19 protein-coding genes and 1 pseudogene are annotated in these 24063 nt (G+C 48.2%); 17 read left to right on the top strand and 3 right to left on the bottom strand.

What is annotated here, in order from left to right:
• Positions 1-5: 5 nt before the first annotated feature.
• From C0557_RS01990 to C0557_RS02000, 3 genes are all read right to left on the bottom strand, one after another.
• Positions 6-2528 carry a fimbria/pilus outer membrane usher protein gene (locus C0557_RS01990; protein ID WP_208657310.1) on the bottom strand — a complete coding sequence of 841 codons (2523 nt, stop codon included), beginning with the start codon at positions 2526-2528 and terminating at the stop codon, positions 6-8.
• 46 nt (positions 2529-2574) lie between these two features.
• Positions 2575-3288, bottom strand: coding sequence for a molecular chaperone (locus C0557_RS01995; protein WP_371813228.1), 714 nt, complete (start codon positions 3286-3288; stop codon positions 2575-2577).
• A gap of 83 nt (positions 3289-3371) precedes the next feature.
• Positions 3372-3929, bottom strand: coding sequence for a fimbrial protein (locus C0557_RS02000; protein ID WP_074774542.1), 558 nt, complete (start codon positions 3927-3929; stop codon positions 3372-3374).
• Positions 3930-4788: 859 nt separating this feature from the next.
• On the opposite strand from C0557_RS02000, the pseudogene C0557_RS02005 reads away from it, so the two are divergent.
• From C0557_RS02005 to C0557_RS02085, 17 genes and pseudogenes are all read left to right on the top strand, one after another.
• A pseudogene (locus tag C0557_RS02005) lies at positions 4789-7431 on the top strand (filamentous hemagglutinin N-terminal domain-containing protein); the annotation flags it as partial.
• 94 nt (positions 7432-7525) lie between these two features.
• Positions 7526-9145, top strand: a complete 1620-nt coding sequence (locus tag C0557_RS02010) for a ShlB/FhaC/HecB family hemolysin secretion/activation protein (RefSeq protein WP_208657312.1) — start codon at positions 7526-7528, stop codon at positions 9143-9145.
• An 18-nt stretch (positions 9146-9163) separates the two neighbouring features.
• Positions 9164-9532 (top strand): holo-ACP synthase, encoded by a 369-nt coding sequence (gene acpS, locus C0557_RS02015; RefSeq protein WP_208657313.1) that lies wholly within the window; start codon positions 9164-9166, stop codon positions 9530-9532.
• Positions 9533-9546: 14 nt separating this feature from the next.
• Positions 9547-10296, top strand: a complete 750-nt coding sequence (locus C0557_RS02020) for an SDR family NAD(P)-dependent oxidoreductase (RefSeq protein ID WP_208657314.1) — start codon at positions 9547-9549, stop codon at positions 10294-10296.
• A gap of 3 nt (positions 10297-10299) precedes the next feature.
• On the top strand, positions 10300-10848 hold the full coding sequence (locus tag C0557_RS02025; RefSeq protein WP_208657315.1) for a 3-hydroxyacyl-ACP dehydratase FabZ family protein: 549 nt from the start codon (positions 10300-10302) through the stop codon (positions 10846-10848).
• 19 nt (positions 10849-10867) lie between these two features.
• On the top strand, positions 10868-11149 hold the full coding sequence (locus C0557_RS02030) for an acyl carrier protein (protein WP_007372925.1): 282 nt from the start codon (positions 10868-10870) through the stop codon (positions 11147-11149).
• Positions 11150-11184: 35 nt separating this feature from the next.
• Positions 11185-12345 (top strand): aminomethyltransferase family protein, encoded by a 1161-nt coding sequence (locus tag C0557_RS02035; protein WP_208657316.1) that lies wholly within the window; start codon positions 11185-11187, stop codon positions 12343-12345.
• Between the two features lie 99 nt (positions 12346-12444).
• Positions 12445-15003: a beta-ketoacyl-[acyl-carrier-protein] synthase family protein gene (locus C0557_RS02040; RefSeq protein ID WP_208657317.1), complete on the top strand. Its 2559-nt coding sequence runs from the start codon at positions 12445-12447 to the stop codon at positions 15001-15003.
• A gap of 4 nt (positions 15004-15007) precedes the next feature.
• Entirely contained in the window at positions 15008-16222 is a 1215-nt protein-coding gene (locus C0557_RS02045) for a beta-ketoacyl synthase N-terminal-like domain-containing protein (protein ID WP_208657318.1), read from the top strand.
• A 21-nt stretch (positions 16223-16243) separates the two neighbouring features.
• Entirely contained in the window at positions 16244-17200 is a 957-nt protein-coding gene (locus C0557_RS02050) for an ATP-binding protein (RefSeq protein WP_208657319.1), read from the top strand.
• 10 nt (positions 17201-17210) lie between these two features.
• Positions 17211-17918, top strand: a complete 708-nt coding sequence (locus tag C0557_RS02055) for an ABC transporter ATP-binding protein (protein ID WP_208657320.1) — start codon at positions 17211-17213, stop codon at positions 17916-17918.
• Complete coding sequence (locus tag C0557_RS02060) at positions 17902-18558, top strand: hypothetical protein (RefSeq protein ID WP_208657321.1); 657 nt, start codon at positions 17902-17904, stop codon at positions 18556-18558. The genes C0557_RS02055 and C0557_RS02060 overlap by 17 nt, the downstream gene beginning before the upstream one ends.
• Complete coding sequence (locus C0557_RS02065; protein ID WP_208657322.1) at positions 18559-19863, top strand: ABC transporter permease; 1305 nt, start codon at positions 18559-18561, stop codon at positions 19861-19863.
• A 13-nt stretch (positions 19864-19876) separates the two neighbouring features.
• Positions 19877-20665 (top strand): outer membrane lipoprotein-sorting protein, encoded by a 789-nt coding sequence (locus C0557_RS02070; RefSeq protein ID WP_208657323.1) that lies wholly within the window; start codon positions 19877-19879, stop codon positions 20663-20665.
• Positions 20662-22050, top strand: coding sequence for a hypothetical protein (locus tag C0557_RS02075; protein WP_208657324.1), 1389 nt, complete (start codon positions 20662-20664; stop codon positions 22048-22050). Before C0557_RS02070 ends, C0557_RS02075 begins: the two co-directional genes overlap by 4 nt.
• Positions 22051-22063: 13 nt before the next feature.
• Positions 22064-22993 carry an ACP S-malonyltransferase gene (locus C0557_RS02080; RefSeq protein ID WP_208657325.1) on the top strand — a complete coding sequence of 310 codons (930 nt, stop codon included), beginning with the start codon at positions 22064-22066 and terminating at the stop codon, positions 22991-22993.
• 10 nt (positions 22994-23003) lie between these two features.
• The gene (locus C0557_RS02085; RefSeq protein WP_208662770.1) at positions 23004-24005 is read left to right on the top strand and encodes a hypothetical protein; all 1002 of its coding nucleotides are present in this window, start codon (positions 23004-23006) and stop codon (positions 24003-24005) included.
• Positions 24006-24063 lie beyond the last annotated feature (58 nt).

A 24063-nucleotide genomic window follows, 5' to 3' on the forward strand; every position in this document is an offset into this window, starting at 1 on the left:
TCCCTTTACTGGCAAATTGCATTCAGGCGGATTAAAGGGCTCGCGGTATCTTTTCCGGAGAAGTCGTACGAGAGACGGCAGCGATCCTGCGGCTCATTTCCCCAATGCAGCGTTAACCGCCCTTTGGGTCGATCGGTGCGCAAGTAAATTTGCCCGTTTTGCCCGGCGATGCCGATCAGCGTGTTGTTCTCATCAAGTACATCCGCGCCTGCTGGCGGCTCAGAGCCATCCGGCAGCGTCGATTTGATCAATACTGCTTTCCCGTTGCGGGTACGGAAGATGACTTTGGCTGAAGCCCCGGCAATCGGCGCTATCTGTTTTTCGTTGTCGATCAGTTCTGCATCACCCTCCATACCTTGCGGATCGAGGGTGATGCGGTTGTAACGGTAGGGGGTAATGGCCGGGAGCAGCGCATAACCGCTGTCGTTGATCTCAAGGTGTTCGGAATTGAACACTTTTGCCCCGGCAGCGCCTTTGGCTTCGACCAGCGCAAAGGTGTCGCCGAGATACGGGCCGAATGTGATGCCGCCGGAGTGCGCTACCACCGCGCCCTGGACATTACCGGCAGCCTGCCAGTAGTCATTCCCGCGCGAGGCGTTCACGCCGACGGTGGCTTGAGAGAACCGTTTTTGCACACCGCCACTGAGCGTTGTCTGGTGATATTGCTGGTCGCGCATCACATCCAGGTTGTAGCTTGCGGTCTGCCCGGTATCGAGCATGCCGGAAAGCGAGCTCTGGTATTGATCGCTGCCGTCCGTTGAGTGCATCCAGGAATTACTCAGGCTGGGTACGCGCGGACCGCTCCCACCGAGCGGAAAAGAGAGGGAGAACGAGGTGAACGTCTGCATATCCCCGGCATTCTGATAGCCGCCGGTGTGCTGCCGGCCAACGGAAAGGTTTATTGAGATCCCGTAGCGGAAACTGTTGCTGTAACCCAGCTGGAGTTGTGTGTCGCGGCTTTTTCCGCCGCGATAATTCTGCGTAGAGCCGGAGATAAAAACGTTGCCAAACTCGGCCAGGCTCTGGTTCATGGTCAGTTCAAAGCGCGATTGTTGGCGCCAGCTATCTGATTCCCACAACTGATTATTACGCTGTGCCTCTCGCGCGCCCAGCACGTCCATCAGATCATGATAACCGCGGGTGGAATAGCGATATCCCGCCATAGAAACCGTGGTGTTGGTCGGCTGGAAGGTTTTACTCCAGCGAAGTTGCGACATCCAGCCGTCGGTATAGCCGGTATCAGGCAGCCGCGCGTGTGACCAGGTGAGATCCGCGCCGATGGCGCCGAAAGCGCTGGCATATACGCCGCCGAGCATCAGCGCCTGATAACCGTCGGCAACGCGCGCCGCAGTGTTGAAGGTGACGGCATTGGTGAGGCCGTGCTGCCAGGTCACATCGCTGAAAAACGAATCATCGCCGCTGTCCTGGGTTTTGCCCATTTCGAGATTGAAGCGGGAAATCCCCGGCCGCATCGATTCCGGAACCGCAGAAAAGGGCACGCTGAAGCGGCTCACGGAGCCGTTGGCTTCGGTTACCGAGACATCAAGATCGCCACTAAAACTGGTGGGGTAGAGATCGGTAATTTCAAATGGCCCAGGCGCGACGGTGGTCTGATAAATTTCATTGCCATTCTGCATGACGGAGACGCGGGCATTGGTCGTCGCCACGCCGCGAATAACGGGCGCATAGCCGCGCATCGAATCCGGCAACATTCGTTCGTCGGTGGCGATGCTGGTACCACGGTAGTTTAGTCCGGAGAAAAAACGCCCTTTTGTGATGAGTTGGCCGAACATCAGCTGGCTATTCAGGACAGGGATCGGGTGCTGGACGTAACTGCGGATATTGTTCCAGCGGTTACCGTTCTGGTTATCCCAGGTGAAATTGGATAATTGCCGGTATTGCCAGGAGCCGAGATTCATCCCGCCGCTTAATGACATCCACAGCGAGCGCTGATTCGGGGTTGCTGGCACTGAATAGGAGACGTTGTAGTAATTCGCGAGGTAATTGATAAATGCCATCGATGCGCCATTATCGAGTTCATCCGGGTCAACGTATCCGCGCGGTTGAATGCGCATCTGGCTTTGCGGCACGGTGATATCCAGCCGCAGTTGCGGTAAGTTTGTCCGGCTGGTGCCGCCCGGCGCAGCCTCCTGAATTAATACGCAATTATCTTCAGGCGAGGCGGAAGCGGGGCTTTTGGCGTTTTTAATGTGCGCGGACTCAAGGACCTCCGGGCTCAGACAAGGTTGGCTTGTGCCGTCAGCAAAGCCTTTAAAATAGACATCATAGGTACCCGTCAATTTATTATTGGTGTACACATCCATCTTGTAATTGCCCGGAACAATCGACTGCGGCGTGGCAAGCCGCGTTAATGAATCCTGACTGAAACGGCTGCCACGAAAGAGTTGTGGATCAAAGGTGTAATGGTCTTCGCTGGAGCCGAGGGTTGCAGCTATTTCTTTACCCCATGCAGGCAATAAAATAAAAAAAAAGGCGCTAGCCGAAAGTAAAACAGCGAATTTATTCATCGAAGATTGCCCATACCGAAAAGTCCTGCCTTAGCACAAGCAAACGTTATAAGGGGTGTCTGGAATCCACATTTACGCCGTAATCATTCACCGTCACCAGCGCGATGGATGCATTCTGGGTGTTTACCTTATTGGCGTGCAAAGGCCATTCGACTTTGCTTTTAGGGGGAACCATGACCGCATCGGCAAGGGGGTATTTTGTGCCGTTAGCAATAAGCTCGGCGCGGCGAATAACGGAGTAATAACCGGTAGGATTCGTTACCTCAATGCCATGTGGCTTTACCTGGAATGACAGCTTTTCTACCGTTTCATACGAATTACCGGGAATAGTGTGCGGACGATAGAAAATTTTGAGGCGATTAGTCAGCGCCAGTACTAATTGATTACGAACATTATCTTTATTCTTCAGATAAGGTAATTGACTAAAACTGAAGTAAAAAATCGATTCACGATCCTGGGGCAAATTGTCCCCTGTGAAGATCAATTTTACGGATTGCCCACTCTCTGGTTCCATTCTGAATATTTGCGGGGTGGTAATAAAAGGCGCTTCAGGATGTTTTGCTTTTTCAATACTGGAACCATCATCAACCTGAATGCTGACGATAAAAGGCTGTGAGCCAGTGTTTCTTAATTGAATTGTTTTTTCTTTGATATCATCGGGGTAGATGATTCGCGTCCCGGTCATGATTACGTTTGCGGCTGTGTTCACAGAAATGGTGATGGAAAATAAAAATACAGTAAAAGCCATTAACCTGTTCATTTTCACATTATCCCTGCGCTGGTTATTTATTGCGTAATATTGAATAGATTTCTGGCTGACGTCGTCACGCAGCCAGTTGTGATTTAGAGATAGCTCAGCGAATATTCGGCAATGGCGGTAATTTTACCAGGGACGGCAGCGGTACTATCGGTGACATAGTAGCGTGCGCCATAATCATAACTGGCTTCTGTCTGGTTGGCTGGAAGGCTCAACCCTGGCACGGAGGTGACACCGGAAAGCCGGATCTCTGTACCCCCGGAACCCGCGTCCATCAACTGAATGCCGAAACCTGCCGCTGCGTTTGTACCCGAATAGCCGTTGCCAAGTACGCCCATTGCATCAACGTTATAACCGAGGAAATTGGTGCTGATATTTGTCACGGTGGATGTAGCCAGGCAACCACTGATTGAAACGGTGAACGGGGTTTGGCCGTAAAATTGGCCGTTGGCTAATGGGGCACCGAAGTCGGTCATAGACACGGTAGGTAATAAGACGACGGAATCTGTGCGACCATTGATCTGTATGTCGCAGGTCTGGCCCGAGACTTCGCCCTGAAAGGTTACCGTCGGGGCGGCAAAAAGTGGTAACGGTAATGTCATAACGCCCAGTAACGGTAACGTTTTTTTAATTCCGGTTAGCATATATATATCCTTATTTTTTTACAACCCATTTAGAAATAATGATATGGCAAATAATATTTGCCGATGGCAGTTTTTGTCATTCCATCATTAATATCATTGCTTAGGAATTTTATTACATATTATTTAAAATAAAGACCATAGGCAATATGTTTTCTTTAATTATGGGATTATTCAGAAATGGCAATTATATTATTTGTTTTGTCTTATTTTTTTATAAATTAATACATGAAATATATAAAAAGAGATAGCCATTAAGGAGGGTGAAAATGTGATCTGTATCTCAGGTGTGTTCTTGTAAAATAAGTGATTTGCAACCTTTATATTGAAAAATCCTGGTTGGTTGTGAAATGAAAGTAGCAAGGAGTGATGAGATTTTATGAGGACGGAGCAGGCAGTCGTATAAAAGGTTACATTGTGATAATCAGCGTTTTTGTTCGCGATTTGCCGCGCTGAGTTCTGCGAATCATTATTGAATTTTATTTCTAATTATTTGACGTCAGCTTCATCAATATAATTAGTTTGTTTGTTTTTCTATTTTTAATTGCGTTGAAAAATCCGATTTGGGTTTTAATATATTGTTTTACCTTTCGTCTCCTGTTAAGTTTTTTCGACCTTAAATAAGGTTCGCAGTATCTGACTGTTGCATCACTCAATAATATGAAATTCTTATTTTAATAAGTCATGAAATTAACAGGGCTTACGATAAGATGCTTTTCTATTCATTGAATCTTCTCCGATATAATAGATTTGTAAGGTTAATTGTTATTTCTGGAAGATACGTTGCGATATTCAATTCAAAGAATACAGCAAAAAAATATATATATTCAATTTTCAAACCAGGTAAAAGGAATTCAATAACATGAGTGCATTGGATAAAAAAGTTCAACGGTTTGTCAGGTCAAAACTCGGGCCGCTAACGGTTGCGATGATTTGCGCATTGCCGGCAGTAGCAAATTCAGCCGGGTTAGTCATGAAAAATGGTACCGTCTATAACACCAATGGGGTGCCGGTCGTTGATATTAATACGCCAAATTCAAGCGGCCTGTCGCACAACTTCTGGGATGATTTGAACGTTGATAAAAACGGCGTCATTTTCAATAACGGTACTTCGGCCTCGGATACCGTTCTGGCTGGTCAGATTCAAGGGAACAGTAATCTGGTTGGCGGCCCGGCCAAAGTGATATTAAACGAAGTAGTTTCGAGAAATGCCTCCGTTATCAATGGCATGATGGAAGTTGCGGGCAATAAGGCGGATTTAATTATCGCCAACCCGAATGGTATTACGGTGAATGGCGGTGGCTCTATCAACACCGGCAAATTAACGCTGACCACCGGTAAAGCGCAACTGACGGATGGCGAACTGGCGGGATACAACGTCAATGGCGGCACCATTACCGTTGGTAAACTGAGCAATGCCAGCCCGACAGAGATCCTGTCACGCAATGTTGTCATCAATGGAAAAGTCACCGCCGATGAACTGAACATCGTCGCGGGAAATAACTATGTTAATGCGCGCGGTGAGGTTGCGGGTACGGTTGCGGCATCCGGGCTGCGCAACTATTACAGCGTTGACGTTTCTGCGCTGGGCGGGATGTATGCCAACAAGATTAACCTGGTCAGTACCGAAGCCGGTGTCGGCGTGCGTAACCAGGGCACAATTGCTGGCGGCGTAAACGGCATCAAAATTGATACCAAAGGCGTCCTGCTGAACAGTAATGCGAAAATCCAGTCTGCCGGGCTTATCGATATCAAAACCAATGGCCGACTTGATAATACGACCGGCGAAATCTCTTCCATTGATACTATTTCCATCAATACTAACAAGGGCGAGATTGTAAACAGCCGCGCAGGTCGCATTGCGACTAACGGTAGCATCAATATTAACAGCGGCGCGCTGACTAACAGTAATGGCAAAATCGCTGCTGCCGGTATGCTGGCCGTCGATACCAACAACTATGCGCTGACCAACACGGGTAAAGGTAAAACCGTGGGTATTGAAGCGGGTATCGTCGCGTTAAAAACCGGCAATCTGAACAGCCGCGACGGGCAGATTAGCGGTGGTTATGTCGGTATTGAAGCGGTGTCAATCGATAACTCTGGCGGCAACTTGCAGTCCGCTGGCGATATTGACATCTTAAGCGCAGGTAATATCAACAATAACAAAGGGTTGATTCGCGCAGCTAATGGCCATCTCACGCTGGGTTCTGGCGGTACGATCAGCAATGAAACGACCAAAACGGCAGATACCAACAGCTCTGACTCTCTGGGGATCATTTCACAGAAAGCGCTCAACATCGGTGCCAAAAGGATCGTTAACCGTGGCGGCCAGATCGCGTCGAACGATGTTGTCACTGTTAAGAGCACCGGTGATATCGATAACTACACCGGCAAGATCGTCTCTAGCGTTCAAGTATTAGCCCGCGGTACCTCGTTGAATAATGACCGGGGCGGTCTGAGTGCGGACCATGGCGTAGATGTTGCTGTCAGTGGTACGGTGAGTAACAACATCGGTGTTATCAGCTCGAACAAAAGTGATGTGGAGCTGAATGCTGGCGATATCGATAACGTTGGCGGTTTGATGCTGGGGGAAAATATTACCCTGAATGCTAAAAACAACGTCAATAATGATACCGCGCTGGTGGTGGCTAAAAAATTACTGAAAGTGAATGTATTAGGGACTATTTCTAATAACAACGGTAACGATTTTGGTGACAGATACGGCGAATATTTCGGCATCCCTCAGCAAATCGGCGGCATGATTGGTAAAGAAGGCGTCTCTTTTTCTGCCCGAAATATCAACAGCACCAATAGCCGTATTATTTCTGACTTCGGTGGTATGAAACTCGAAGCTGCCAGTACGCTGAACAATACGCGTGGTTTGCTGTACAGTGCGGGTGATATGGCAATTGATGTCGGTTATATGTTCTACAATAACTATGCGACAACCGCCAGCGCTGGCGACATGAATATCAGCACCGTTTATCTGCAAAACTACAGTAATGGTTCCATTATTGATAATGATGCTACCGGGATTATTTCTTCTGATAAGAATGCCACTCTGAATGTGGATAATAGTTTCACGAACTACGGCTTTATCAATGCAGAAGGCAATCTGAAATTTAACGTGAGCAAAGGTATTCTGTATAACTCGAATACAATTGCTGCGGGTAAAAATCTAGCTATTGATGCGCTGAATGGTATTGATAACAACGGCGACATTGCTGGCGGTGAAATTGTGTCGCTGAAAACTAAAGGCAGTGTAACCAACCGTACCAATCGCAATATTGTTGGTCAGCAGGTGAACATTTCTGCTGGTCAAAATATTGTGAACCATGGCAATATCGTCAGTGATAATTATATGGATGTCACCGCTAATGGCACCGTCTATAACTATCTCAATATGCTGAGCTATGGTTCAGCAAAAATAACGGCCAATACTGTCACTAATAGCGGCAGAGATGCATTGTTAGGTGCGTATGAAGATTTCTCTCAGGATGTGAAGAAATTGAATAACACCGGCACTGTTCTTGGTATGTAAGGTGTAAAAAAAGGCAGTAGCAGACTGCTGCTGCCTTTACTTCTTTCAGAGTGAATTCATGAAATTGCGATTTACAGCTTTTTGTATGCTCATGATTATGGGCGCTCAGGTATCAGCAAAGGATAATGTTGATAACCTGATAAAACAGCAAAAAAATGCAGATGCCAGCGTGCTGCATGAACAACAGTTTGAGAAAAAAGATGTTTTCTCAAATGCCGATCGGAAAGTATTTACTCTGCAAGATCTTCCAAAGGAAGAAAATTGTTTCACTGTCAAGAATGTTCTTCTTGAAAATGATTTTCTAAAAGCTAAAATCACGCAATCTATCAATGAGATTATTGCCGGGCGCTGTATCGGTGTTGCAGGTATTAATACAATCGCATCCGCGTTGCAGGATTATTATATTGATGCGGGATATGTAACTACGCGGGTTATCATTCCGTCACAGAATATCTCTACCGGTGAACTCAAATTTACCGTTGAAGCAGGTAAAATTGAAAATGTCATTATTGCTGGTGATGATATTCGGGCATGGATGTTGCCTTTCAAAAATGAAGATATTCTGAACATCCGTGATATTGAGCAAGGGCTGGAAAACCTGCAATTTGTTCCCGGCGTGAATGTTAAAATCAATATAGAGCCGGGTAGCCAAAATGGTTACAGCAACGTCAGTATTAACACCAATCGCTTTAAAAAGTGGAGCGTAAGAGCAAGTTATAACAATTGGGGTGATGAAGCGACCGGTCAGTATTTAACCTCTGCGGTGGGCTATCTTTTCAATACGGCGAAATTAGGCGATCTCTTTTACCTGGCCGGCACCAGCAGCACCACCGGTAAGTATCAAAATATCAGTGGCTACTATTCCTTCCCGGTCGGCTACTGGAATTACACGTTTTTCTACAGCAAGAGTGATTCGCGACAAACGGTTCCGCTCTCATACTTTTCGCTGGATTATGCCGGTAACAGTGAGTACCTGAGCGCGAAAGCGGCAAGAACGGTCTATCGCGATAAAAGCAGGAAGATCGCGGCAAGTGCTGAGCTTATCCGCAGAACCTCCGGATATACCCTCGACGGCGAAGAGCTGGTATTACAGAGCCGCGACATGGGGAACGTGAAGTTCGGGCTTAATTATAAGCAGCAGTTTGCCGCTGCTTCTCTGGACGCCACCCTCTCATGGCAGCGTTTCTTAACATGGTTTGGCGGCGAACAAACGCCCGATATGCAGTATGGCGAAGTCAGCCCAATAAGCCAGCTGTTTAACTTTCAGGGAAATTATACCCAGCTATTTGCCAATGGTTACTACAACGGGATCTTCTCTGCGCAATATGCGCCGCGCCAGTTGACCTTACAGGATCAGATGACCGTGGGCGATCGGTGGAGCGTGCGTGGGTTTGAAAATAGCTATGGCCTGACAGGGAACAGCGGTTTTTATCTCCAAAATACATTCTACCGGCCCATCGGTACGACGAATGCCAGACTCTATTTCGGCATGGATTTGGGGCAGGTGAAAGAAGATGGTTACTATGGCGATGAAACGATTGTTGGCAGCGCTATGGGTATCGAAGGGAATATAAAGAGCCTGGGATATGATTTCTCCATCACTACGCCGCTGAAATATCCTGGTGATTTGGTAGTGAACAAGGCTAACTTTAATTTCAACTTCTCGTATCAGCTATAACTTTGAGTGTACAGTACGATGCGTATTGGTACGGATATTGTAGAAGTTGCACGCATAAGTCGGGCGATTGCCAACGGGAAAATGGATTTTATTGAGCGTGTTTATACTGAAAAGGAAATCATAAAGATTGATCCTTCCGATATAAATTATGAACGCGCATCCGGTTTCTGGGCGGCGAAAGAAGCGGTGGTAAAAGCGGTAGGCTGTGGTTTTCGCGATGGTATTCGCTTTCATGATATCGAAATTATTCATGACGAGTATGGTTGCCCGCAATTTATTTTTACCGGAAGACTGAAAGAAATTCTTGCAGAGAAAGGGATGGAGAATGTATCCCTGAGTATTTCGCATTGCCGGACTCACGCCGTGGCAACGGTCATTATTTATTAACTTAAATTATTATCATGAATATGTATAAGTACAACGATCTTAATGAAAACACCGTGCTGGTGACGGGCGCGAGCGGCGATATTGGGCTGGGCATTTGCGCAAAATATTTAGAGCAAAACTGTGTCGTTTATGCACTTTATAAATCGAATGCCACACAGCTCGACGCGCTGAAAGCGTCGCATCCAGCCGGTGATAAACTGCACATTATGCAGTGCGATTTGGCCGATCCGCAGAGCGTAGCGGCGCTATGCTCCCATCTCGCTGAAGTGGCCGGGAAGATTGATGTTCTGGTCAACAATGCGGGCATTGTCAAAGACAGCCTGTTTGCCTCAATGAGTTTTGAGGATTTCAGCCAGGTGATGGACACCAATATGCTTAGCGTCTTCCGGCTAATCAAAGCCGCGTTGACATTACTGCGTTCCGCGCAGAGCCCGGCCATTATCAATGTCGCCTCCATTGCTGCCATTATCCCGAGCGTCGGACAGTCCAACTACAGCGCCTCCAAAGGCGCCATGCTGGGCTTTACCCGCACGCTGGCGGCCGAACTGGCCCGCGTCAACGCGGTCGCACCGGGTATGATTGAATCGCGGATGGTGAAAAAAGTCTCGCGCACCGTTGTGCGCAGCGTGGTTAGCTCCATCCCGTTAAAACGGCTTGGTACGTGCGAAGAAGTGGCGAACGCCATTGTTTTCTTAAGTTCCTCAGCTTCCAGTTATATCGTCGGCCAAACTATCGTTATCGATGGTGGTCTGGTAATGCGGTGATTTATGTCTAAATACAGGATTCCCGCAAAGATCTTCCTTGAGATGGGCGGCTGGCGACAGCCCCTGATAATGGTCGACAAAATTGATGACTATAAATACGGTGAAAATGGCTTCGTGAAAGTCGTCAAACATGTCACCTATAACGATCCGTGGTTGTCCGGGCATTTTCCTGACGATCCGATTATGCCCGGCGTCATTATTTCAGAAATCTTTGGTCAGGCCAGCGAGTACTTTTCTTTCCTGACGGATATTTGCGACATTTATCGTGAGAAATATCATGTCGAACTCACTTCGTTACGTGATATCCATGCGCGGATAAATCAGCCTGAAATGCTGGATATTATTCGTACGCGGCGTGCGCAGGTACGTGGAGTACTTGCTGCGCAAAATCTGAAATTTAAAGAAATAGCCTACCCGGGTGATTCTATTGAGGTCGTAAGTAAATTATCATTTTCCGACGCTAATGGTTTTAAACACTATTCCGTTACGGCCCACGCAGGGAAACGGCTAATCAGCCACGGTACAATTATTAATTTTCGTGAATCTAAGTAATTAACATGGAGAGTTAGTTATGCTTACAATTAAAGACGATATTGAAAAGCGCAAAGATGTATTGCTGACCATCAAAACTGAAATTATTCAACGATTGAATATTCAAAGGGATGAATCTCAAATCGATGATGATACAGCGCTGTTTGGCAATGGTTTGAAGCTGGATTCTGTGGATGCCACAGAGATTGTTGTTTTGCTGGATAAAGTCTTCGACATTAAAGTCACGGAAAGCGACGATCCCTCATATATGAGAAGCATCAATAGCCTGGCGACATTTATCATTCAGAAGAAAAATTCGTAATCTGCATTTAAAAGGGAATTTAACAGGATACTTATATGACATCTCTTAATGATATTCATTTGAAAAATAATGCCATGATGGGCATTTATAACGATTATTCCATCCCCTTTGCCTATAACGAACCGATGGTCGAATATAAGGCGATGCGTGAAAATGCACTGCTGGTCGATTATTCTCACATGGCGATTGTCAGCGTAATGGGCGATGACGCATGGGCACTGGTTAACCATCTGGTTTCCGCCGATGTTTCGATTATTCGTGATGAGCAGGGTATTTACTCTCTGGTGTTGAATGACGATGGCACGATCCGTGGCGATGTGTATGTTCTCTGCTCTGCAGACGGTTATTACCTGCTTTCAGAAGATATTCCGGCTGGCGAACTGATTGAACGTCTGAACAAAAGTCTGCAAAAAGCAGATGAACTCGATATCCAGGAGATCCCGGAAATTCGCGCCATGCGTGAAGAGAACTGGGGAGCTATTCTGCTTGAAGGCCCATACGCCTGGGAAGTGATGGCTGAAATTCATGGCTTCGATATTATCGGTCTGCCGTATTATGAGTATATGAGTACCGATGATGAGCTGATGATTTTCCGCTGTGGCAAGCACGGTGAATTTGCTTACATGGCGATCGGTCAACAGTCTGCGCTGGCGGAACAGTGGCAGAAGCTTGTCGATATTGGCGACAAATATCAGTTGCAGACCGGCGGCCTTGATTATCAGATTATCGCGCGGGTAGAGAATCCAGGCTGGGATGGTCGCACCCTGGCGCACAGCACGCTGAATCCCGTTGAGCTGCAAATGCAATGGGCCGTGCAATACGACAAAGAAGATTTTGTCGGTAAAGAGGCTGTCGAAGCGCTGTCTCACGACACTCATCAACCTAAAATGATTGGTATGATCGCCGCAGAAGAGTGTGCGGGTATTTACGCCGGCGATCGCGTCATGGTAGAGGGCAATGAAGTCGGTAAAGTGGTCAAAGCCCTCTTTTCACCTGCCTTACAACGATATATTGCTCTGGCGCTTATCGATAATGAATATGCATGGTCCGATATTAGCGGCTTCCATATTCAAACCGCGAATGAAAAAGTCGCTGCGCAAACGAAAGGTATGCCGTTTATTTATAACCTGAGCATGTTGGTTAGCCCAACTGAGCACAGTTATATCGATACCAACAAAAGAAAAAGCGCAGTTTGATTATTGAAAATAACCAGCCGGGAAATAGAGCGCGCGTCGCGGATATTCCCCGCGTCTGGTTATTTCATGCCTATTCGTCGTTAACTCCAGGTAATATTTATGCAGACAAGCAGGAAAAGGGTTGTCATCACCGGCATCGGGATTTTGTCGTCGCTGGCAGAAAATGTCGCGGATTTCAGAGAGGCATTGCTGAATAAGAAGTGCGGCGTTGCTGACAGTGAGCGCTTTTCAACATGGTTTGAAAACGCCAGAGCGGCGGAAGTGCTGCATGATATCGATTACTCCGGTCTGCCAGAAGGGCTTGCGGATTCACTCGATAACGCTGCGCTCTGGGCTTATAAAGTGGGTAAAGACGCGCTCGACCAGGCGGGGCTGGCGGATAACGCGGCAAGCCTGCGCGATACCGGCTTAATTGTGGGTGTCTCATCCGCAGGGACCGAAGCGTTTTTACCGCTCTTTGAGCAACGCCTGGAAGATTTTTCCCTGCGCAAGGCGCTCTTTTCCGGTGGCTTCTCTTCCTGCTGCTCCAGCGTCTCCACGCTGCTCGGCCTGCAAGGGGGCGTTGAACTGGTCGCCACCGCCTGTACGGCCAGCCCCAACGCGGTGGGCATGGCGTATGATTTTATTCAGAACGGCAAGAGCAAAACCATGCTGGCCGTGGGTACCGAGCCTATCTACCTGCCGACTTTCGCCGGTTTTTATGCGCTGAACGTTATGCATCCGGACTCCTGTACCCCTTTCTCCGGGCAGTCGGGAATGTCGATTGGCGAAGGCGCTGGCGCTGTGGTGCTTGAAGAGTATGAGCATGCGGTTGCGCGCGGGGCGACGATTTACGGCGAGATCCTCTCTTATGCCACCTCCTGCGATGCTTTCCACGAAACCGGGCCGGATCCGCGCGCCAGCGGCGCCGTGCAGGTGATGCACAAAGCGCTGGAGAATGCCGGGCTGAAGCCTGAGCAGATCGACTACGTTAACGCGCATGGCACCGGCACCGAAGCCAACGACCGCATCGAAACGCTGGCGATGAAAAAGGTTTTTGCCAACCACGAAAACCTGCTGATCAGCTCAACCAAATCCTACTTCGGACACAACATCGGCGCGGCGGGCATTGTGGAATTAATCGCCTGCCTGGTGACGCTGCCGGGTCATCAGGTACTGCCGACGCTGAACTTCACGAAAGCGCGTCCGGGATGCGATTTGGACTATGTACCGAATGATTTTCTCGATCGGAAAATCAATATTTTCATGAAGAATAACTATGCGTTCGGCGGCAACAACTGCTGCATGATCGTCAGCATGGAGCCGGCTTCCGTTCCTGTCAGTACCTACGAAGCCAAACGCGTGGCGATTTCCGGCATTGGCGCGGTATCGGCTATCGGCCATACGCTCAATGAGATCCTCGAAAACGTCTGGCAAGGCAAGCAGAACGTTGAGCTGGGCGGCGTGACGTTCCCGGACGATACGCTGGAAGAAGCAAAAGAACTGCTCAAGGTGCTGGATGAGACCGGGCAGTGCGCGGATCTGTTCGGTGACGCATTCTCTTTCAGCAACGCCACGTTGCCAGAGAGCGAAACGAATTTCAAAACCTTCCAGGTAACTGGCCTTGAGCCACGCAAGCACTTACGCCGTTTTGATCCGCGTAAAGCAACGCGTGGCGGTACGTTTGCCCTGATCGCGCTCTGCGAAGCGCTGGAGCAGGGAAAACGTAAAATTAAACGCGATGGCGATGCGCTGGGCCTGATTATGGGGATGTCCCGTGGTCCGCAGGAAACAACCTATAAATATTTGCAGAGCCTGAAACCCGATCCGCGTAAGGTGCGAACCTCGGAATTTCCGGGTTCACTGATGAACGCGATTCCCACCTTCTGCGGCATTTCAGAAGGGATCAAAGGCTATACCACGACGCTGGCAACCGGTGAAAATGCGGCGCTCGGCGCCTTAACCTACGGCTATGAGATTGTGCGCCAGAACCTGCAACCGCAGGTGATCGTTGGCGGCGCGGATGAATATTTCCCCTCAATGTCGCTCTATATGGATGCGGTCACGCAGAAGATCCAGATGACCGCGGCGGCGAGCGATTATCAGGTCTATGGCAAAGACGCCAAAGGATATGTGCCCGGTGAAGGCGCCTGTATGCTGCTGCTGGAAGATCCGCAGACAGCTGCCGCGCGCGGTGCAGACGTGCTGGCGGAAGTGGTGGGTTACGGGAAGTCATGCAGCAACAGTTATTTCGATGTTGCCGAGCTGGCGGAAAAATCGTCCTCCATGGCGCTGGCGGTGACCCGTGCGCTTGCCGACGCTGGCATTAGCGCGCAAGAGATCGATCTGGTGTGCGGCACCAGCAATGGTAGCGACGCGCATTCGCGGATTGAAATTGACGCTATCTGCGAGGTATTTGGCGAGAAACAGCCGAACGTTCCGGTCGTTAACTACAACGCCTGCTTTGGTTTTGTCGCCTCAGCGGCGGGTTTGCTCAACCTTGCAGTCATCATCGATTGCATTAAAAAACAGTCCGTTCCGGCGATTCCTAATACCGTGGCGTTCTTCGATGAACGCGTGAACTTTGTCCGTCAGCCAATGAAACTGGCAATCAAGCATGTCTTGTTGGTAGGGGCAACGGAAGGTGGGAACTATTACGCACTGGTCATTAAGGAATAAGACTGTGGAAAATGCCGCCATCATTTCAGGCTACAGCGCACATTTACCCTTTGCCGGGAATAGTGTTCAGCTTATTGAGCATCTTCGTCAGGGGAAGCGGGTCGAAAAGAAACCCTGGTTTCGCTCTGACGACGAAGCAATAACGTGTGGGTTTAACGGCAATAAATATGTCGCCAGGCTGGAGCACGTTAATGATGGCGCATTAGAGATGGTGTATCAGTTGATTGAGGATGCGCTTGCGCAGGCCAAACTGGATACACATTGTCTCGCAGGCAATAACGTGCGGGTTTATTTGACCGGGCTGGGCAGGCGCGTCGACGGCATCGATTATCACTCTTTTTACGATCGCAATGACATTGAAGATATTAAGCTCACCCGCTCATTAACCCGTCTGCACGTAGCGAATATGTCGCAGGATACGGTAGCGTGCAGCCTTGCGCAGAAATACCAGTTGCAGTATTTGCCGCCAAATATGAACTGCACCAGTAATTCATCGTTGACGGCCGTGCATTTGGGTTGCCAGGCGATCGAGCAGGGCGGTATCGACCTCGTTGTGGTTATTAATTGTTCGAAAATTAAAACCCAGGATATCTGGTTCCTTGATTCTCAGTCGATGCTGGACAGTGAAGTGGTTCAGCCGTTTGGTGAAAACAGCAAATGCGTACTTTTCTCCGAAGGGTTCAGCGTTATTGTTCTGGAAAGCCTGCGCCACCGTCGCGACAGAGATGTCACGGGCGGCGTGCGGTTGCAATCCTCCTACGCGCAAATTAGCGCGGGCAGAAGTAATGACGCTTCCTGGCTGAGCCTGAACGTCCTGAAAATCATGCGTGCGGTGACCGAAAAAGCAGGCGTTAATGTGCAGGATTTATGCGCCATTATTCCGCATGGCAATGGTTCTTCCGTCAGCGATAAAGCCGAAGCCAAAGCGATTGAAATATTTGCTGATTCGCACGCGATTCCTGTGCTGGCGTATAAGGGGCAGATCGGTTACTGCGCAACCGGCTCCGGCATTATCGATTTGATTATTGCCCATCACTCATTAACCCGGCACGAATTAATTGCTCCGGTAAGTAATGACGCCATTTTGGATGCGATGGCACCGTTTATGCTAATTGATCGCGGCGTATGCGGGCATGAAAAAAATCATTTGCTGAAGGTTGGCGTCGGCGTGGATGGCTCGGTAATTGGGATCGTGCTGTCTGCAATTAATCCTGCGTGATGAATAACCATGGAAGGTTTGATGTACTTATCATCGTTTGCTCTTATTGAGCCGGAAGACAGGTTTTATTTCTATCAACCCAGTTGGCTGAATGCCTGGGAAGCGCATTTATATAATCTGGGGCTTAAGTCTACCCGGAAGAATGGGTGGGGACTTAAACGTTTTGGTACTGATGGCTCGCTCTATGCCGGTGAGATGATCCGTAACCCGCAGTATATAAAATACCTTGATGCGATGGAGCAGGCCGCAGATGCTGCGCTACAGGCTTTATCCACGAAAGAACGGATGAAATTATTCAAGTCGCGAACGGCATTTATCTATGCGGATTCGTGGGGAGAAGCCGGGCTGCTGGAGAGTATTTCCAGCGCATTGCATATTTCGATGCTCGACACGTTACCGAAAAATCTGGTGAAGAAATTTTCTATTACCGATCCCACCTGCAAAATGCGCGGGGAGAAATATGCATTCACTCAGGCAATGAGCATGGCGCAGGATTATCTGAGCTGGGATGTTTTCGATTATGTGGTGATTTGTTGTGCCTATCGCGCCATCCCGATCATGGTATTTTCTGAGGAAGATATCGCCGTTGCGCGGGGAGTAAAACGTGCTCAGCAAGCCGATGGGGTTAACCTGACGGTTGAACGCGTGGGATGTTTTATCTTCAGCCGTCACGAAAGCGCATTGAAAGTGAATAGTGGTCGCTATATGGCGGCCGGGCGTGCCGATATTTTGCAGCTCAATGCTGAGGATGTCGAAATCATGGCGTTTGCAGGCTTACGGGAAAAATCATTTCCGGCAGAGATGCAGCAAAAGATTATTCGCCTTGCTGATATTTATGGTCACAGTGGTTGTCTGACTCCCGCACTGAGCTTCGAATATCTGCGCCAACATCCTGTTGCTGCCGGAAAAATCCGCACTGTCGTCCCGGATAATTTATCGGGTTATCACTATTTTGATATTGAATATTCTGCAGGGTAACGGCATCGCGATGAGTGAAATAATCAGAGAACTACCGGCAATATTACTCAGCCATATTTCGAAGAGCTATGGTTCCGGTGAGGGAAAAATCGACGCGCTAAGGGATATTAATCTGGAAATCGCCAAAGGTGAATTTCTGGCATTATGCGGCCCGTCGGGTAGCGGCAAAAGTACGTTGCTAAATATCATGTCTGGTATCGATCGGCCGACATCCGGAACGGTGATGTTTTTGAATAAATTACTCAATGCGTTACCCGAAGAAGAGTTATCAATAGTTCGCGGTAAACATCTGGGATTTATTTTTCAATTTTTCAATCTCATTCCTGTTCTGAATGTTTTTGATAACGTTTTTTATCCCCTGATCCTGAATGGGCATTTCGGTAAAAAAGAGGCGCGCGAAAGAACGCGCGACTTACTCAATCGTGTTGGTCTGGAAGGTTTTGCCAACCGTAAACCCGGCCAGCTCTCCGGCGGGCAGCAGCAGCGGGTGGCGATTGCCAGAGCCCTGGCGCATGACCCGGCGGTGGTTATCGCCGACGAACCGACCGGTAACCTGGATATGGCAACCGGCGAAGCCATTCTGGAACTTCTGCTGCACATCAATCAGCAGACGAAGACCACATTCATCATCTCCACGCATTCAGCGCAGTTAAAGGAGTGTGCGCGTCGGGTGGTAGAAATTAAAGATGGAGGATTGGTGTATGACTCGAGAGCGTAAATGGCGGGGCGCTATCTGCGCAGGCCTGCTCAGCATGACCTGCGCCAGTGTTGCCCATGCTTCCAACGTACCGGCGGTTGAAAGCGTCATGCAGAGAGGCTTTCCGGCACAGCCCGATCAACTGGCCATCGTCACCAGCGCGTTGTTCAAAGAGTATGGCGAAACGAAAAATGTCGTCTCGTTAATCTTTTATGCCTGGGGCGCGCTGCGACAGGCGGAAAACGCCTCAGCGGTGAACGACTACATTAACGCGTCCGAATATGCCAAAACCGGTTTTTTCTACCTCGATGAAGCCATTGACAGCCATGAAGACGATTTACGGGTGCGCTATATGCGTGCACGCGTCGATGCCTGGCTGGCGCCGGAAATGGGACGCTGTGCGGTCACGATCAAGGATACCGAATGGATGCTGAAAGATAAGACGCTCTTTAACCCGGCACAAATTGCACGGATCCATCATATGCGTTATCTCGCGCTCTATAACTGCAAAAAATACCCGCAAGCCGCACAGCTTCTGGCACAAATAAAGCGCCAGGATGCTGTCGCGGCAAAGGAACTGGCATTACATAATAACGTTGCGCCTGCGTGGGATGCGAATGAGGTGGCTCAGGTGCTGCTGCCGCTGGTGAAAGGTGAGTAAATGAGCATGATCTTTATTAACGCCATCGTGCTGCTGATTCTGCTTTTTCTGCTGTGGTGTACCGTGATGCATGCGCGGGACGTGAAGTTTGCCTTTCTCAATCTCTTCCGACATAAGCGCCGCTCATTTTCGACTTTGTCGGCGATTATTTTGGGGGGCGTCGCCATTTTTCTGTACGGCGGATTTATCGATTACTCGTTCTGGATCTTAAAAGAGCAAACGGTCCGCACGAATATCGGTCACGTGCAGATCTACAACCAGAATTATTTCGCCACCTCCAATAAAAATAAGAGCCTGATTGAGGATTATCCGTCTTTAAAACAGGCGATATTAAGCGAACCGGAACTGGCGGCAGATATTTCTACGCTTGCCGGGCAGCTGGAGTTTACCGGGGTTATTTCTCATTACGAAAATGAAACCTCGAGCTATTTTTCCGCACTGGGGATCGAACCGCTACCGGCATTAAAACTGGGATCCTTTGATAAACTTATTTCCGGCAGTGATTTATCACGTATAAAAACCGATCACATCACCTTAGGTCGCGGACTGGCACAAACGCTCGGCGCGAATTACGATGACTGGCTGGATGCTATTACGGTTAATTCGCGAGGCGGGCAGGGCGCATTGTCATTGAAGATCCGTGGCATTTTTGCATCCGGCATCAAAGATTACGACGATACGGCGTTGAAAATGCCGCTTGAAACCGCGCAGCGCATGATGGAAACCGACGGCGTGAGTAAGGTGTTAATTTTACTGAAAGAGGATAACACCGCCGTATTCAGCGCCAGGCTGAGAAAATTTATCGAGGAAAACCATCTGCCGCTAATTGTGAAAGAGTGGAAAGATGCCTCGTTATTTTATCAGCAGGTTGAGAGCTTATTATCCGGGATCTATTTCTTTATTAAGCTGATTGTTGCATTGATCGTTATCTTTATGATCGGTAACTCAATGACTATGAATATCGTTGAGCGGACCAGGGAGATCACGACGCTGCGCGCCATTGGTTTAAAACCTCTCCACGTTACCCGGTTGTTTTTACTGGAAGGGATTTTTGTCGGCATGATTGGCGCTGTTGGAAGCCTCGGCATGGGTTCTGCTATCGCTTCAGTGATTAATCTTTACGGCATCGCAATGCCGCCGTCGCCTGGGCAAACTGTGGGCTACACCGCTTTTATTAAAACCAGCAGTTATGATTTGCTGTTTATTACGCTGGTGCTGCCGTTGTTAACCGCGACTGCCGCTTCTGTTTTACCGGCGTTGCGCGCCTCTCGTCTTAATATATCGGATGCTTTTAAATTTTCTTAGGGAAACTCGTAATATGAAAATTACGTTATTTGGCAAAGGAATTGCCTGTCTTGGGCTTCTTTCAGCCTGTGCCTTCGCTGCGCCTGGCGATAATAATGCTATCGATATTATTCGGCGTGCGGATGAGATCCGTTCGCCCAATAAACCATTTCGCTATACGCTTGCGGTGAGTGAATATAAAAATGGCGAAGAGAAACCAGAAAGTAAGCAGGTTCTGGATATTTCAATGCGTTTTATGAAGCCTGAAGGGGAGATTAAAGCGGATGCCCGATCGTTAGTTCGCTTTATTTATCCGCCGCGTGATAAAGGCAAAGTGATGCTTTCCGACTGGTATGACTTATGGTTCTATTCTCCAGGTCTACGGCGACCGGTACCCATTTCTCGCCAGCAAAGATTGATAGGGCAAATATCTAATAGTGACGTGATTGTGACTAACTTTGAATATGCCTACCAGGCGACTCTGCAGGGCATGGAAAAGTGTGGCGATAATCAATGTTACAAACTGGCGCTGACGCGAATCTATGCCGAAGCAACCTGGCCAAAAATTATCTATTACGTTGAAGCTGGCGACGAAAATCGGCCTTATAAAGCTGATTATTACTCCCTGGATGACAAATTACTTAAAGAAGTTCGGTATCTGAATTATCAGCCGGTATTAGGGAAGATGAGACCAATGCGGATTATTGTGCAGGATGCACGTCATGAGCAAAGTTTTTCCGTCATGGATTACAGTGATGTTCGTCTGGAGTCGTTACCTGAATCTCACTTTACACGTGAACATCTTCAGCGGGAGGCAAAATGAAATATTCACTCCCGTTGATTACGCTGGTTTTTTCTGCCTTGCCAACAACCCTGTGGGCTGATTGTTTATCCGGCGAAGAAGTCGCACAGAACACGGATGTCGTGCTCTATGCGCAGACATCGTATGTGAATAAACAACCGTCGATCTGGCAGATCGGTGGCAATAATCCATTCAGCAAAAGCAATATTTATAATAATTTCGGCATCAACCTCAAAGGCGATTGTGCAATCATCGACAATCGGCTGGATCTGAATTTCTCACTGTATGGGCTCACTTACCGTCCGTTTCATGCCAACAGTGATTTTGAAGAAGATCGGAGCCATTCACGCGCTTTGATCGACAGGCTCAGCGTTATTTATAACGTCTCGGACAGCGTTCAGCTTGAAGCCGGCAAGTTCAGTCAAAAAGCCGGGCTTTTTTTCCTGCGATCGCCTGCTGACTTACGCAATAGCTACTATGCCGGGTTCAAAAGTACGCGTCTTTACGATCCGCTGATGGAACCCGCATTCCAGGAGTCCCCGTGGCAGGTGAAGCTATCTGAAGATACGCAGGATTATTCGCTTTCGTTCTCAGTCGTTCCGAAATTAGCCGATGCCGGTAAGCGCCATCTCGCTTCTGGTGACTGGTCAGCCAATGTACGAAGCAATAGCCGTGAAGATTATGTGCTCAATTACACCGATCATCGCTTTGAAAAACACCTTCCTGCGGTGAGCTTGCTGCTTGGCGAAACGCGCTCTGTTGCCATATCGGATAGCTATAACTTGACGCCGCAACTGGTGATTAACGCGGAAGCGGCTTATCACACCGAGCAGCAGTGGCGTCATTTCTCCCCTGAAAATGCAGCAATGGTTGAAGAGTTCGAGTTCCCTTCTTCCCTTTATAGCACTGAGGATAAAGAGGGGGTTGAAGTGGCCGTGGGGGGGCAATATGCGACGGATAACTTTAACCTGTTTGGCCTGGAATATTATTATCAGAGCGAAGGGTATTCCCGTGCGGAATGGCGTAAACAGACTGATTTTATTCAGTCATTAAATAGCCGTACCGGATTTTTCTTCGTTGATGATATTTTTGACTCTTATAAATATTTGATGGCCTCAGAGATAAATAATACTGCGAATAAAAATATGCTCCAGGGGAGGCATTATCTTAATGCCTGGTCCAGTATTCAGATGGATAACCAGTCAACGCTGCAACCTTATGTGGTGTTTAACCTTGTCGATCACAGTTCAGTATTGGGAATTAACTATAACACAGCGCTAAGCTTTATTGATGATCGGCTCGAAGGCTATACCGGCGCATTTATGTCCACGGGAAGTTCTGACTCTGAGTTCGCGTTATATGGCGATATGTTCGGTGTTTATTTAGGCCTTAAATACTATATGTAAAGGTAGTAATATAATGACAAATACTCTATCACAACCGGTTGTATTGTTATTTTCTGGTCAGGGTAATCCTGTTATTGGTATGGGCAGCGATCTGTGGGATACCAATGAGACCACTAAAGCCATCTGGGATTGCGCCAGCGATATTGCTGGTGTGGATCTGCGTCGGCTCTGTCTGAAAGGGCCGATGAATCGACTGATTCAGACCACCGTACAACAAATTGCCGTGACGGCGATTAACGTCACGTTATATAGCCTTTGGCGCGAACGATTCGCCGATGCGCCTGTTGTCGGATCTTGCGGGCATAGCGTGGGGGAATACAGCGCGTTATATGCTTCGGGGGCATTCACACTGGAAACCGTGTTTGAACTTATACGGTTCAGGGCCGACCTGATGCACCAGCAAAGCGAGAAAAATAAGGGAACAATGCTGGCGTTAAAAGGCGTGGATTACGACACGCTGTGTAACATCATCAGCCGTTCAGGTATTGAGCTGGACATTAGTTGCGATAATACTCCTCGCCAGCAAGTCGTTGGCGGGCAGGCATCTGCGCTGAATGATTTCGCCAGAGTGTTACTCGCTGAGGGCCACGAGGCGATTAAACTGGGTGTGAGCGGCGCATGGCACACGCGTTTAATGGCAGAGGGCGTTCAACCAATGCGGGATTATATGGCCGGGATCGCGATCCTCCCGCCACAGCATGATGTGCTGATGAATGTGACGGCAAAACCCGAAACGGATCCCGCCATAATCAAAGAAAATTTATCCCTGCATCTGACTCATACGGTGAAATGGAGAGATTCTCTGTCGCACTTTTTACAGCGCGCGCAGCCCGTTCAGTTTGTGGAAATAAGCAATAAGCCTTATCTGGGGCAAATGTTGCAGGATTTTGCCGGGTTTGATGCCGGGCAGGTTATCCATTGCCGAAAAGCAATAGCAATGTAGCGGTGTAATGATGATTCCAGATTATTTAACCTTCATCCGCTTCCAGGATAAACGAAATATTTTATTTTTCTATATCGTAACCCTGGTGCTGCTGGGCTTTTACTGGCGCAATGCGGATTTCACTCTTTCATTGCACGATGCCGGTTTTATCGGCGGCATCTGCGCGCTAGTGTTTTATAACGTTATCTCTGATCTGAAAGCGTACTGGGCATACAAATGCGTAATTAAGAATATTGATTTTTCTTACTTCAAAGGTAGAGAGTGCGGCCAGAAAGAGCGGTTGTTCACGCGCCCGGCTATCGCCGGAGTGCTGTCTTTTTTTATTTTTGTGCTGTTTTCTATGGCGCTCATTATGTTGATTGCACCGGCCGGAGCAGCAATTGCTTTGGCCGTTAGCGTTCCACCTGTCATTTATGCCCTGTTCTTTGTTGCACGCCATAGTTATTTAAAGCAGATGCCGACATCTGTTGTTGAAAAGATCCGTTACAAAAATCTGTCACAATATTTACTGCTTTCCGTAGTAGCCAGTACGGTGTTGAGCCTGTTGACCATCATTCCCTTGCGCGATAAGGCACAATTTGATTTATACGGTAATTATTTCACGCTGAAGTCAATTATTACCATGTGTATTCTTTGTGCGGTCGTTTTGGCGGTTAACCTGCTCTTTTTATGTTTTACAAAACGCTATGTTTTTCTTGGTCGCCTGTTTCTCAACGAGATTAATTTGTTTTTTTCTCCCGTTCTGCCCTTACGCGCTTTACACGCAAAACCGCTCTGGCAAAGGTTGATGTTATTATCGGTGGTGGAATTTTTCTGGGTGACATTTTTAGGCCTGGTGATGATGCTGTCCGGAATAAAAATCTGGTTTGAGGTCTGGTTTTTATTGTGCTACGCGCCTTGCCTTATCTACTACTATTATCATGCCTACTGGCGGTGGCATAACGACTTTATGATGTCATGCGATATGTATCTCCGCTGGGATGAGATTAAAAAGAAATCGGGTTTGTGGTAATTTGCCTTAGCTGTTAATTCCGTCTGTGTATCGCAATGCACAGACGGAATCATTAAGC

The organism is Kosakonia sp. MUSA4, from assembly GCF_013085925.1.
Classification (GTDB): domain Bacteria; phylum Pseudomonadota; class Gammaproteobacteria; order Enterobacterales; family Enterobacteriaceae; genus Kosakonia; species Kosakonia sacchari_B.